Below are 13,291 nucleotides of genomic sequence, written 5' to 3' on the forward strand. Positions count from 1 at the left end.
CGCCAGAGTGCGTCCGCCGTCATCCGCACCCTGCGATACGTCGACGCGCGGCCCTTCGGTTCGCGCGCTGCGCCGCTTGTCTTGCGCGAGACAAGTTTTGCGAATGGAGCGCGTCCGGGCCGAAGCCAGCAGACGCTGTTAGAGCGCACTCTGAAGCGACTTACTGCGCGCTCGATGCAGCGGTGTCGGAGGCGCCCTTCGCGCGCGGGGCGTTCTGCGGCAAGCGGGTGGGCGATGTCGTCTTCGAGCCCTTCGACATCGCCGAACCGCCGGTGCCACCGGTTGTGGTGTTAGGCGCACTCATTCCCGCCCCGCCATGACCGGCACCGTTCGCGCCGCCGGCCTCGTTTGCCCCGGCACTATTGCCACCGCCTCCGCCGCCCCCTCCGGCACCCTGCGCATACACTGCGCCCGTGGATGCCAGCGCTAATGCAAAACACGCCACTGCTGCGTTGACTGCTTTCATGATTGCCTCCCTTAAATGGATTTTCGAACGCCCGAGCGCAGTACGTCGCGCAGCGGCGTTCAGGTGCGCCGGTCCCATCTATCGCTCAGCGCTAGCCTGCGGCTCGCAACGAGCATGCCAGAGAGGCGTCCGCTGGGGCATGCCGAGGAATGGGCGTTGCTGACCTCCGGTCGATCGCGACGAGCGTCGTGTTCAAAGGCTTTGCGCCGAAGAATGTGCAACCCGTACCGCGCGCGGCGCGCGAATCCGGCACCCGGCGTAAGACCCAGCCGCCGCCGCTACCGCGCGCGGCCGGGCACGTTCGATGCACGCTGACGGCGCAACGATTAACCCATCGACCTCCCGGCATTGCGCATGCCCCATTTCCACGGAGTACTTTATGTATAGCGAAATCATCAGCTCGAAGACCCTCGACGCGGCGTTCGATTACACCACCGCACTGTTTGGCGGTCTGGAAGAACTCGTCGAGTTGAATGTGCAGACGGTAAAGGCTTCGCTCGACGAGCAGAATGTGCTCGCACAAGCAGCACTGTCCGCGCGCTCGATCGACGAGATAACGGAGCTTCACACCGGACAACTCCCGGCCGCGGTGAAAAAGACGCTCTTTTATTGGCAGCACGTCGAAGACATCGCGCTGCGAACGCAGCGCGGACTGCTCGCCGCGACCCAGCAGCGCCTCGACAGCGTTTTGCAGACGTTCGCGATCGGCATGAACACCGCTTCGAGCGTGCCGGCCCTGACGGCGCGCGGCGAAAACGCGGGGCTCGTGGTCGTCGACGAGCCGCCCGCCGTGGAGGTCGGATCGGTAGCGATCGTGGACAGTTCCGGCCAGATCGTTTCTTCAGGCGACCAGCCGAGCAAGCTGCACTAGCGGTGTGATCCGGCGTCGTAATCCGTCACACAGCGCCGGCCGCACATCTTCGTCGGCATTCACAGATTTGCTGATTTTCTTATGTGCATTGATTGGTTGGCTTCATGCACTGGCGAACTTAACGTGAACGTCCGCGGCTCACGAGCCGCGCCCGGTCACGTTTCCTTTCCAGGAGCCTCGCATGAGCGCAGCCGCATTGCACGAAGTACAGTCGATCGACATCAAACCGCTGTCAGCGCATATCGGCGCCGAGATTCATGGCATCGATCTGACGCGCAACCTGGAGCCGGCGCAGGTCGCGCAGATTCGCGCGGCCTTGCTGAAATGGCGCGTGGTGTTCTTCCGCGAGCAATTTCTCACGCATGAGCAACATGTCGCGTTCGCTGCTCAATTCGGCGAACTGACGTTGGGGCATCCGGTATTCGGGCATGTCGACGGTCACCCCGAGGTCTATTCGATCTCGAAGTACCGCAAGGCGACACGCTTTGAAGGTCAGGCCCTGTTGCGCCCCTGGACCGGTTGGCATACCGACGTGACGGCGGCGCTCAATCCACCGTGGGCCTCGATCCTGCGCGGCGTCACGATCCCGCCGTACGGCGGCGACACGCAGTGGACCAATCTGGCAATCGCCTACGAGAAGCTGTCGAAGCCGCTGCGCAATTTCGTCGACGGCCTGCGCGGCATTCATCGCTTTACACCGCCGGCCGGCGCGAGCGGCACCGACGCTTTCCTGCGCGCGGTCGAACAGCGCGCGCTCGTCACTGAACATCCACTCGTCAGGGTTCATCCGGAAACCGGCGAACGGGTGCTCTACGTGAGCCCTAGCTTTCTGAAAGCGATCGTCGACGTGACACCGCGCGAGAGCCAGGCGCTACTCGAACTGCTTTGGGAGCACGTGACGCGGCCCGAATTCACCGTGCGCTTCAAGTGGGAGGCCGGCAGCATCGCGTTCTGGGACAACCGCAGCACCGCGCATCTCGCGCCCACGGATATCTTCGATCTCGACTTCGACCGGCAGCTGTATCGCACGACGCTCGTCGGCGACGTGCCGGTGGGCCCGGACGGGCGGCAGTCGGTAGCGCTGGAAGGATCGCCTGTCGGCGCCGCGGCGGCGGTTGCGCTGAACTGAACGGAGCCGCTGAGCCCGAATCGGCCAACCGCCGGCGAATAACGCGACGGTCGCGCGCGTAAATCGCCACCGCCGATAACGATCCAACGATTCGTTATTGGAGCGCGCGAGCGCGGCTTCCTATACTCGATTGCGCTGTGCACCTGGCTGTGACAGGCGTAGTACATCGAACGCGATGCCGCTGCGTTGCCAACGCGATACCAGCGCAATGCGAGCCCATTCCATCCGGCTTGCTCGCGCGGCGCCCGATCGACATGCCGCACTGGCAAGTGCGCCGCCCCACTTCGTCTCACACGGAAACCATGCGCTATTCCAAGCTCCCGAAATACCTTGCGGTGTGCGTCGCGTTGACCACCGCAACGCTTCATGCGTATGCCGACAAGCCATCCGTCATTCGCATCGGGGTCGCCCAACAAGGCGCGGGGGACCCGCCCACGTTCGGCGGCTCGCCCGCCGCGACGGTGCAGTTGCAGCAGTTACTCGAAAAGGAGTTTGCCGCGGACGGCATCAAGGTCGAATGGCTCTTTTTCAAAGGTGCCGGCCCGGCCGTCAACGAAGCGATCGCCGACAAGTCGCTCGACTTCGCATTTCAAGGCGACTTGCCATCGGTACTGGCGCGCGCCAATGGCCTGAAGACGCATATCCTGCTCGAATCCGGGGTGCGCGTCGGCATCAAGATCGCCGTGCCGCCGGATTCGGACATCCATACGATCAAGGATCTCAAGGGCCGCCGCGTCGCGATGTTTCGTGGCACCAATCTGCAACTCGTCGCCGACAACGCGCTCGCCGCAAACCAGCTGGACGAACGCGAACTGCGCGTGATCAATCTCGATACCGCCAGCTCGCTCGCGGCGCTCGCATCGAAAGGCATCGACGCGTCCGTCAACGACTACCACGTGTACAAGCTGCGCGACCAGGGTCTGGCGAAGGTCGTCTACGAATCGCAGAGCGATGGCCCGCAATTCACGCGGCAATCGCATCTACTCGTGCTCGACGATTTCGAACACGCGCACCCCGACGTCGTGCAGCGTGTGGTCAATGCATTCGTCAAAGGCGCGCAGTGGTCGTCCGACGAAAACAACCGCGATGCACTGTTCAAGCTGTGGGAGAAAAGCGGCGTCAGCTACGCATCGTGGCAGTCTGAGTTCGCGCACCAGACGCTGAAAGACCGCAACTCGCCGCTGATCGACCCGTTCATCGTCGCGCGCTACAAGGCGGTCGCCCAGGATGCGCTGAAACTGAGGCTGATCCGTCAGCCCGTCGAAGTCGATTCGTGGTTCGAGCCGCGCTATCTCGACAACGCATTGCGCGCGCAAAAGCTCGACCATTACTGGACGCGCTACGACGCGATCGGTAAGCCACTCAGCTAACCGGAGCCGCCATGAGCGATACCGCGATTCGTCTCGCCACGACCACCGCCGGCCCTTCAGGCGAGCGACGCATCGCGCGCGCGTGGCTGCGCAACGCCGCGTGGCACGTCGCACCGTGGCTGTTGCCGGCACTACTGTTCGCACTCTGGACGATCGGCACCGAGCGCGGCTGGATCGCGCCGCAGATCCTGCCGCCGCCCGCGCGCGTCTATGAAACGTTCCTGGAACTCGCGCGCAGCGGCGACCTCGCGAGTCATACGCTGATCAGCCTGCAACGCGTGGGTGTCGGCTTCGGCATCGGCACGCTATGCGGCTTCGCGCTCGGCGCCGCACTTGGGCTTTCGCGCACGCTTGAAGCGTATCTATTGCCGAGTTTCAACGCGGTCGTGCAGATTCCGGTGCTGGGCTGGCTGCCATTTCTTCTACTGATCGTCGGCGTCGGCGAGCCGCTCAAATACATTCTGATCGCGCACGCGGCGCTCGTGCCCGTCACGCTGAGTACCTTGCAGGGGTTCCGTCACACGCCCGATTCGCTCGATGAAGTCGCGCGTGGTTATGGCTACAGCCGCTGGCAGCGAATCGTCCATGTGGTGTTGCCCGCCGCCGTTCCGACACTCGCGACCGGCGTGCGGCTCGCGTTCACGAAGGCGTGGCTCGCGCTCGTGGTGGTCGAACTGGTCGCGTCATCAGAAGGGCTGGGCTATCTGATCGTCAATGGACGGCAGCTCTTTCAGCTCGATCTGGTGATGGCGGCCGTCGTCATGGTCGGCGCGATCGGTTTTGTGGTCAACCAGCTGCTCGATTCACTCGAAGCACGTTTGCGGCGCGGCCGGCCGTCCGCGTTTCGCGAGTGATGCATCGGTGATTCAGAGGAAAAACCTATGCGCTTTCTTTCGACACTCCGCTTGCCGCGCGGTCTGAACCGGCCCGCGCATCGAGGTCCGCCGCCCTGCGATTGCGCGTCGCCACCGCCGCGGAAAAGACGGCTCAAAACGTTCGTCGCATCGCGCGGCATTCTGTTGCCGGTCGTCGCGCTTGCGCTGTGGTCGCTCGTCGCGGCGCTCCATCTCGTGAAAAGCGGCCTGCTGGTGAGCCCGCTCGCGGTGCTGCAAACCGGCTGGCAGCAAACCGTGAGCGGCGCGTTGGTGCGCGCGCTGTCCGCTTCGTTGGCGCGCGAGGCGAGCGGGTTCGTGATCGGCACGGTGGGCGGTCTGTTGCTTGGCTGCCTGCTCGGCTTCTCGCGCATCGCGCGGCGGATGGTGGGGCCCAGCTTCGACACGTTCAAGCAGATTTCGCTGTTCGCATGGATACCGCTGATTTCGGTGTGGTTCGGGCTCGGCGATGCAGCGAAGGTGGTGTTTCTGTCGCTGGCCGCGCTGTTGCCGGTGACCGCGCATACCTGTGACGGCATTCACGCGGTGCCGCGCAGTTATATCGAAGTGGCGCGCGCGTTTCGCTATTCGCGGCTGCAACTGGTTGCCCATGTGATTCTGCCCGCCGCGCTGCCGTCGATTTTCACGGGCCTCTATCTGGCGCTGATCTATTCATGGCTCGCGACGCTCGGCGCCGAATATCTGCTGGTATCGGGCAGCGGCATCGGCAATCTGCTGATCGACGGCAGCGAGCAGTTCAGGATGGATCTCGTGCTGTTCGGCATCATCGTCGTGGGTTCGACCGGCTGGGCGCTCAGTGCGCTGGCGCGCCGCGCGGAACGCGCGCTATTCGCACGGCGCCCATTCGGCGCGTCGTGACGCGAACGTAACCGCTCATTTCTACAGAGGATCCGTCCTATGAACGCTGTGGTATCCGAAGCCCTCGACATCCGTCACGTGAAGAAGCGCTATGTTCAGCATGGCGCGACGCTCGATGTACTGGATGACATCACGCTGAGCGTGCGGCCCGGCGAATTCATCAGCGTGCTCGGCGCGAGCGGCTGCGGCAAGTCGACGTTGCTGCGGCTGATCGCCGGTCTCGATACCGACTACAGCGGCGATATCCTGGTCGCCGGCGAGCCGGTGCGTGACACCTCGTTGCAACGCGGCATCGTGTTTCAGGACCATCGGCTGTTCCCGTGGCTCACCGCTTCGCAGAACATCCTGGCGGCGCTGCGCAATGCGCCGTTGAACGCGAAACAGAAGCGCGATGCCGTCGCGGAACACATCGCGCTGGTCGGCCTGACCGGCTTCGAGCACGCGTACCCGAACCAGTTGTCGGGCGGCATGGCGCAACGCGTGGCGATCGCGCGCGGCCTCGTCAATCGTCCGCGCGTGCTGCTGCTCGACGAGCCGTTTGGCGCGCTCGACGCGCTGACACGCAGCCGGCTGCAAAACGAATTGCAACGTATCTGGCAGCAGGAGCGCATCACGATGATTCTCGTCACGCACGACGTGGACGAAGCCGTTTATCTCGGCGATCGGGTCGTGACGATGGCGCCGCGCCCCGGGCGCATCCAGCGCATCGTCGACATCGCATTGCCGCGCCCGCGCAATCGCGGCGACGCGCGCTTCATCCGCTTGCGCGACGAGATCGTGGCCGACTTCGGCGAGCCCGGCACAGCGCCGCGCGACGGTGACGGTGACGGCGGCTTGCGGGATGCGCGGCCTGCCCATGCGCCGATTACCGAATGGCGGCTTGCGTGGTGACGCGCGCAAGCCACGTTACAACCCGCAGCATTCCATGGAACAGACGATGAGCGACAGCAGACGGCAGATCAAACTTGGCGCGTTTTTGATGGAAACCGGCCACCATATCGCCGCGTGGCGGCATCCCGACACGCACGCGAGCGGCGGACTCGATTTCCAGCACTACGCGCAACTCGCGCAAATCGCCGAGCGTGCCAAATTCGACACGATCTTCTTCGCCGACAGCGTCAGCGTGCGCGACACCAACCTGCCCTCGCTGTCGCGCACCGCGCGCGCCGATCACTTCGAGCCACTGACGCTGCTGTCGGCGTTGTCGGTGGTCACGCGCAACATCGGGCTCATCGCGACGGTTTCGACCACCTTCAACGAGCCGTATAACCTCGCGCGCAAATTCGCGTCGCTCGATCATCTGAGCGGCGGGCGCTCGGGCTGGAACCTCGTGACGTCGAGCACCGAATCCGAAGCGCTGAACTTCAGCTTCGACCAGCATCCCGAGCATGGTGAACGGTATGAGCGCGCGAAGGAGTTTTATGACGTGGTCGCGGGCCTGTGGGATAGCTGGGAAGAGGACGCGTTTGTCCGCGACAAGCAAAGCGGCGTGTACTTCGATCCGGACAAGCTGCACGTGCTCAACCATCGCGGCAAGCACTTCAAGGTGCGCGGCCCGTTGAACGTCGCGCGCTCGCCGCAAGGCACGCCTGTCGTCGTACAGGCGGGCGCGTCCGAGGCCGGCAAGGAGCTCGCCGCGCAGACCGCCGAGGTCGTGTTCGTCGCGCATCAGACGCTCGACGAAGCGCAAGCGTTCTATCGCGATCTCAAAGGGAGACTCGCGCGCTATGGCCGGCAACCGGATCATCTGAAGATCATGCCGGGCATTTTTCCGGTAATCGGCCGGACCGACGAAGAAGCGCGCGAAAAATTCGCTGCGCTCCAGGACCTGATTCATCCGACCGTGGGTTTGTCGTTGCTGGCCAATATGGCGGGCGGCATCGATCTGTCAGGCTATCCCGTCGACGGGCCTTTTCCGGAACTGCCGGAAACCAATGGCGGCAAGAGCCGGCAACGTCTGCTGCTCGATCTCGCGCGGCGCGAAAACCTGACGATTCGCGATCTGTACCTGCGTATCGCGGGCGCGCGCGGACATCAACAGGTGATCGGCACGCCGCACAGTATCGCGGATCAATTGCAGCAATGGTTCGAGGAAGACGGCGCGGACGGCTTCAACGTCATGTCGCCGTGGTTGCCGGGCGGCCTGAGCGAATTCGCCGAACTGGTGGTGCCCGAGTTGCAGCGGCGCGGACTGTTCCGCACGGAATATGAAGCACGCACGCTGCGGGAGAATCTGGGCTTGCCGCGGCCGGTGAATCGGCATGTGCTCGCGCGACACACGCACGCAGCCGTCGCTGCGCAGTAACTTCCTTTTCGCACGATCAGACGGTACCTGGGGCAACCGCGAGCCGCCTCGTCGCCCCACTTTCAATCATCCGCCAGAAAATTCGGATGGCTCGCGCGGATCTGATCCACCTGGCTCAGCGTGCCCGACAGATGCTCGCGTAGCGCCACCTGCGCGGCCTTCGCATCGCCCTTTTCGATCGCATCGACGATCGCGGTGTGACCGCGCACCACCGCCAGCGTCTTGCCCTCCACCGGCAGGTTCAGCCGGCGCAGCCGGTCGATATGGCCGCTCAATCTGCGCACGAGATCCCACAGTTGCGGCACGCCGGCCGCTTCGTACATCTGCCGATGAAAGGTCTGGTCGAGCAGCGCGAACTGCTCGTAGTTCTTCAGATCGAGCAGTTGCGTCTGCCCGGCGATGGTCGCGCGCAACTGCGCGATCAGCACGACGTCGCGCCGCTCGGCGAGCGTGCGCACGACTTCGAGTTCGATCGAACGGCGCAGGAAATGCGCCTGCAACGCGGATGCGACATTGATCTGGCTGACCACGGTCGCGTGCTGCGGATAGATATCGACGAGACCTTCTTCGCCGAGCTTCATCAGCGCATCGCGCACCGGTGTCTGACTCAGGCCGTACTGATTCGCCAGTTCGATGCGCGACAGCACGGTGCCGGGCGTCAGTTCGAGCGACAGGATCATCTCGCGCAGCCGTTCGAAAATTTGCGGCGCGGCGTGGCGGGAGCGGTCGATCCGGTGAATCACCGCCGACCGGGAATGGTGGTTTTTCATAGCTGGGAGCTGAAGCGTGAACGCGGTGAACGGCTACCGCCGCCCGCTAAAACACTAGCACTATAGCCGACGCGACGCCCTTCCAGCGGGCTTCCAGGCGGATTGCGCCCGTCCACGGGATCGGTAATTACCCCACTGACGCACTAATACATTAGTGCTTTACCATCCATCCCATCAGCTTCCCCTCCTTCGACTGCCGATTGCCACCATGACTCGCGACATCACCATCACCCAAGTCCGAATTACGCCGATCGCCTTTCGCGACGGCCCGCTATTGAACGCGGCCGGGATCCACGAACCTTGGGCGCTGCGCGCGATCCTCGAACTGGAGACGAGCGACGGCCGCGTCGGCATCTCGGAGACCTATGGCGACGGGCCGATGCTTTACGTGCTCGAACAGGCGAAGGATCTGGTGACCGGCCTGTCGCCGTTCGACCTGAACCGGATGGAAGAACGCGTGCGTGCGTCGATCAAGGCGGCGCCCGGCGCGGTCGAATTCGAACTCGCGCCCGGCTCCCACTCGGCGAAGAACGCGCCGAAGCTCATCAGCGCGCTGGAAGTCGCGATGCTCGACCTGCAAGGGCAGATCGTCGGCGCGCCGATCGTCGACCTGCTCGGCGGCAAGGTGCGCGACGCGGTGCCTTACAGCGCCTATTTGTTCTTCAAGTACGCCGAGCACGTCGACAAACCGTATGCGCCGGACGCGTGGGGCGAAGGGCTGAGCCCTCAGCAGATCGTCGCGCAGGCGCGCCGCATGATCGAGCTGTACGGCTTTCAGAGCATCAAGCTGAAAGGCGGCGTGTTCGAACCGGAGCATGAAATCGCCTGCATGCGCGCGCTGCACGACGCATTCCCCGGCATGCCGCTGCGCCTCGACCCGAACGCCAACTGGACGCTCGAAACGAGTATCGCGGCCGCTCCGCAACTCGACGAACTACTCGAGTACTACGAGGACCCGTGTCCGGGACTCGCAGGCATGGCCGAACTTGCGAAGCACACCCGGCTGCCGCTCGCGACCAACATGGTGATCACGACGATGGATGACTTCCGGCGCGGCGCCGAAATGGGCTCGGTCAAGGTGCTGCTGTCGGATCACCACTATTGGGGCGGTCTGCGCGCAACGCAGACGCTCGCGCGCATGTGCAAGCTGTGGGACCTCGGCATGTCGATGCACTCGAACTCGCACCTGGGCATCAGCCTGATGGCGATGACGCACGTCGCGGCAAGCATCCCGAACCTGACCTACGCGTGCGACACGCACTACCCGTGGCAGGAAGAAGAAGTGATCAAGGGCGGACGCGTGCGCTTCGACAACGGTTCGGTATCCGTCCCGACCACGCCGGGCCTCGGTGTCGAACTCGATCGCGAGCGGCTCGCGCAATTGCACGCGCAATACCTGTCGTGCGGCGTGCGCAATCGCGACGACCTGAAGCAGATGCGCAAGTACGACCCGAGCTTCAGCGGCAAGAACCCGCGTTTTTAAGCTGCGCTGCGATTCGCGCTTCTAGTCCAGATTCGGGCCGCACCGCTGACCAGCAGGTCCGGCCCGCTCGCACATCCGGCACGCGAGATGCGCGCGCGTTGCCAACGAAGGAGACAACCCGATGACGACCCCCATTGCGGACGCGGCCCGGCCCGAACGCGCCGGCGCGCTGGCGAGCGCGGTGCACAAGATCAAGTGGCGCGTGCTGCCGCTGTTCGTCGTGATGTTCATCGTCAACTACATCGACCGCGTGAACATCGGCTTCGTGCGTCAGCATCTGAGCGCCGATCTGGGTATCGGCGCGGCGGCCTACGGGCTCGGCGCGGGGCTCTTCTTCGTCAGCTATGCGATTTTCGAGGTGCCGTCGAACATCCTGCTGCAGCGCTTCGGCGCGAAGGTGTGGCTCACGCGCATTATGCTCACGTGGGGCCTGGCCGCGGTCGGCATGGCGTTCGTGCGCGGCGAGACGTCGTTCTACGTGATGCGGCTCGTGCTGGGTGCCGCGGAGGCCGGCTTCTTTCCCGGCGTCATCTACTACTTCACGCAATGGCTGCCGGGTAACGAACGCGGCAAGGCGATGGCGATCTTCCTGAGCGGCTCCGCGCTCGCATCGGTGCTGTCGGGACCGATTTCCGGTGGGCTGATGCTGATCAACGGCGACGGCCTGCGCGGCTGGCAGTGGATGTTCGTGATCGAAGGCCTGTTCTCGGTCGTGCTGGCCGGCTTTATCTGGCTATGGCTCGATTCGAAGCCGCGCGACGCGCACTGGCTGAGCCGCGCGGAACAGGATGCGGTGCTCGGCGAGATCGACGAAGAGCAACGCCAGCGCGCTTCGTCGCATCCGGTCAAACCGTCGCTGTGGACGCTGCTGCGCGACCCGCAGATTCTGATCTTCTGCCTGATCTACTTCGCGGTGTCGCTCACGATCTACGGCGCGACCTTCTGGCTGCCCAGCATCATCCGCAAGATGGGCCACTTCAATGATTTGCAGGTCGGCCTGTTCAACTCGATCCCGTGGCTGATCTCGATCGCCGCCATGTATTTCTTCGCAATGCTGGCGGCGCGCTTCAAGTTCCAGCAGGCGTGGGTCGCGTGCGTGCTGCTGATCGCCGCGCTCGGCATGTACGCGGCCGGCCAGGGCGGCGCGCTCTTCTCGTTCATTGCGATCTGCTTTGCGGCGATCGGTTTCAAGGCCGCGTCGTCGCTGTTCTGGCCGATTCCGCAGGGCTATCTCGACGCGCGGATTTCGGCGGCCGTGCTCGCGCTGATCAATTCGATCGGCAACCTCGGCGGCTTCGCCGCGCCCGCGGCGTTCGGCTTGCTCGAACAGAAGACCGGCTCGATCGAAGGCGGCCTTACCGGGCTCGCGGTGATGTCGGTTCTCGCCGCCGGGGTCGTGTTCTTTGCGCGGATGAGCCCGCGCGAAGGCATCCTGGCGTCCGCGCGCCAGGACGCCCATTGAGCCGTGCATTGAAACCGTAAGACGCCATTCCTTAAACATTCCGGAGACACGATGAAAATAATAGAAGCCGATGCGGCCGTCGCCGGCACCGTCGTTGGACGATACCGGTGGACCATCTGCGCGATGATCTTTTGCGCGACGACGATCAACTATATGGATCGTCAGATGCTCGGGCTGCTCGCGCCGCTGCTGCAGAAGGACATCGGCTGGAACCAGGTGCAGTATGCGCAGACCGTGATGGTATTTACCGTCGCGTATGCGGTGGGTCTCGCGATTTTTGGCCGCATCGCCGATCGCGTCAGCACGAAAGTGGTGTACGGCAGTGCGATGGCGATGTGGAGTCTCGCCGCGATGCTGCATGCGGTGGCGGCCACGGTGCCGGGTTTCGCGGCCGTGCGCGGCTTGCTAGGTTTCGGCGAAGCGGCCAACTTTCCGGTCGCGATCCGCACCACCGCGACGTGGTTTCCGAAAAAGGAACGCGCGTTAGCGACGGGCCTATGGAACATGGGCGCGACGATCGGTGGGATCGTCGCGCCGGCCTTCGTGCCGATCGCCGCGGTGATGTGGGGCTGGCGCGCAACCTTCATCGCCGGCGGCGCGACCGGTTTCGTCTGGCTCGCGGTATGGCTGCTGGTCTATCGGCCGCCCGCGCGGCATCCGTCGGTATCGAGGGAAGAACTCGACTACATCAATTCGGATCGCGACGAGGTCGCCGAGCAACGCGTTAGCTGGCTGTCGGTGCTCAAATACCGCGAAACGTGGGCGTTTATCGTCGGCAAGCTGATGACCGATCCGGTTTGGTGGTTCTATCTGTTCTGGCTGCCGAAGTGGCTGAACGAATCGCGGCATATCGACATCGGCAAAATGGGCGTACCGCTGATCGGCATCTACACGATGGCATCGGTCGGCAGCGTGGCGGGTGGATGGCTGTCGTCGCGGCTGATGGCGCGCACCAACCGGCCGAACTTCGCGCGCAAGGTCACGATGGGCATCTGCGCGCTGTGCGTGTTGCCGATTGCGACGCTGTCGTATTTCCAGAGCCTGTGGTTTGCGGTTTTCGCGGTCGGTCTGGCTGCGGCCGCGCACCAAGGGTGGTCGGCGAATCTGGTCACCACGGTGGGCGACGTGTTTCCGCGCCGGCTGGTCGGGACGGTGATCGGTATCGGCGGCGTGGCCGGGATGGTCGGCTCGTTCTTCTACTCCGGCGTGATCGGCGAGACGCTACAGCGCACCGGACAGTACTGGGCGTTATTCGCGGTCGGCGCGCTCGCGTATCTGGTCGCGCTCGGCATCATTCATCTGCTGATGCCGCGGATGACGCCGGTGAAGCTGCGCGATTGAAGCATTAAAGCCACGGCGAACGAGCGAGATGCGCGGCCTCGAAAGCACGAATCTCATCGGCAAAACCAAGCGTCGCGCCCGTTTCGTCGAGTCCTTCGAGCAGCAGCGTTTTGGACCCCGCCTCGATGTCGAACGTCCATCGCCGTTCGTTCGGACCCAGCATCATCTGCGCACTCAGGTCGACGAGTAGCCGATAGCCCGGCGACGCTTTCACCGCGTCCATCAGATCGCTAATCGCCGCCGCGTCGAGCCGCACCGGCAGCAAGCCGTTCTTGCAGCAATTGTTGTAAAAGATCTCCGCGAAACTCTCCGCGATCAGCACGCGAAAGCCGTATTGATGAAG

At 63.9% G+C, this 13,291-nt stretch carries 12 protein-coding genes and 1 pseudogene; 10 read left to right on the forward strand and 3 right to left on the reverse strand.

Going from position 1 to position 13,291, the window contains the following annotated elements; genetic code table 11:
- Positions 1 to 160: 160 nt before the first annotated feature.
- A complete protein-coding gene (locus VGH68_RS02920; RefSeq protein ID WP_331602003.1) occupies positions 161 to 304 on the reverse strand; it encodes a hypothetical protein in 144 nt (47 codons plus the stop codon).
- Between the two features lie 541 nt (positions 305 to 845).
- Here VGH68_RS02920 and VGH68_RS02925 point away from each other — a divergent pair.
- From VGH68_RS02925 to VGH68_RS02955, 7 genes are all read left to right on the forward strand, one after another.
- Positions 846 to 1,337: a phasin family protein gene (locus tag VGH68_RS02925; protein ID WP_331602004.1), complete on the forward strand. Its 492-nt coding sequence runs from the start codon at positions 846 to 848 to the stop codon at positions 1,335 to 1,337.
- Positions 1,338 to 1,518: 181 nt separating this feature from the next.
- Positions 1,519 to 2,466, forward strand: a complete 948-nt coding sequence (locus VGH68_RS02930) for a TauD/TfdA dioxygenase family protein (RefSeq protein WP_331602005.1) — start codon at positions 1,519 to 1,521, stop codon at positions 2,464 to 2,466.
- A gap of 302 nt (positions 2,467 to 2,768) precedes the next feature.
- Positions 2,769 to 3,836: an ABC transporter substrate-binding protein gene (locus VGH68_RS02935; protein WP_331602006.1), complete on the forward strand. Its 1,068-nt coding sequence runs from the start codon at positions 2,769 to 2,771 to the stop codon at positions 3,834 to 3,836.
- An 11-nt stretch (positions 3,837 to 3,847) separates the two neighbouring features.
- Positions 3,848 to 4,690 (forward strand): ABC transporter permease, encoded by an 843-nt coding sequence (locus VGH68_RS02940; RefSeq protein WP_331602007.1) that lies wholly within the window; start codon positions 3,848 to 3,850, stop codon positions 4,688 to 4,690.
- A gap of 27 nt (positions 4,691 to 4,717) precedes the next feature.
- Positions 4,718 to 5,587 (forward strand): ABC transporter permease, encoded by an 870-nt coding sequence (locus tag VGH68_RS02945; RefSeq protein ID WP_331602008.1) that lies wholly within the window; start codon positions 4,718 to 4,720, stop codon positions 5,585 to 5,587.
- Positions 5,588 to 5,626: 39 nt separating this feature from the next.
- Positions 5,627 to 6,478, forward strand: a complete 852-nt coding sequence (locus VGH68_RS02950) for an ABC transporter ATP-binding protein (protein WP_331602009.1) — start codon at positions 5,627 to 5,629, stop codon at positions 6,476 to 6,478.
- Between the two features lie 46 nt (positions 6,479 to 6,524).
- Positions 6,525 to 7,892, forward strand: coding sequence for an LLM class flavin-dependent oxidoreductase (locus VGH68_RS02955; protein ID WP_331602010.1), 1,368 nt, complete (start codon positions 6,525 to 6,527; stop codon positions 7,890 to 7,892).
- A gap of 62 nt (positions 7,893 to 7,954) precedes the next feature.
- Here the strand turns inward: VGH68_RS02955 and VGH68_RS02960 are convergent, their stop codons facing one another.
- Complete coding sequence (locus tag VGH68_RS02960; RefSeq protein WP_331602011.1) at positions 7,955 to 8,662, reverse strand: GntR family transcriptional regulator; 708 nt, start codon at positions 8,660 to 8,662, stop codon at positions 7,955 to 7,957.
- 208 nt (positions 8,663 to 8,870) lie between these two features.
- Here VGH68_RS02960 and VGH68_RS02965 point away from each other — a divergent pair, with 208 nt between their 5' ends.
- From VGH68_RS02965 to VGH68_RS02975, 3 genes are all read left to right on the forward strand, one after another.
- Complete coding sequence (locus VGH68_RS02965) at positions 8,871 to 10,145, forward strand: glucarate dehydratase family protein (protein WP_331602012.1); 1,275 nt, start codon at positions 8,871 to 8,873, stop codon at positions 10,143 to 10,145.
- A gap of 121 nt (positions 10,146 to 10,266) precedes the next feature.
- Positions 10,267 to 11,607 carry an MFS transporter gene (locus VGH68_RS02970; RefSeq protein WP_331602013.1) on the forward strand — a complete coding sequence of 447 codons (1,341 nt, stop codon included), beginning with the start codon at positions 10,267 to 10,269 and terminating at the stop codon, positions 11,605 to 11,607.
- Between the two features lie 51 nt (positions 11,608 to 11,658).
- Entirely contained in the window at positions 11,659 to 12,948 is a 1,290-nt protein-coding gene (locus VGH68_RS02975; protein WP_331602014.1) for an MFS transporter, read from the forward strand.
- Positions 12,949 to 12,952: 4 nt separating this feature from the next.
- On the opposite strand, the pseudogene VGH68_RS02980 reads toward VGH68_RS02975, so the two are convergent.
- Positions 12,953 to 13,291: pseudogene (locus tag VGH68_RS02980) on the reverse strand (3-isopropylmalate dehydratase small subunit); the annotation flags it as partial.

The sequence above is a fragment of the Paraburkholderia sp. genome, from assembly GCF_036488505.1.
Taxonomy (GTDB): Bacteria; Pseudomonadota; Gammaproteobacteria; order Burkholderiales; family Burkholderiaceae; genus Paraburkholderia.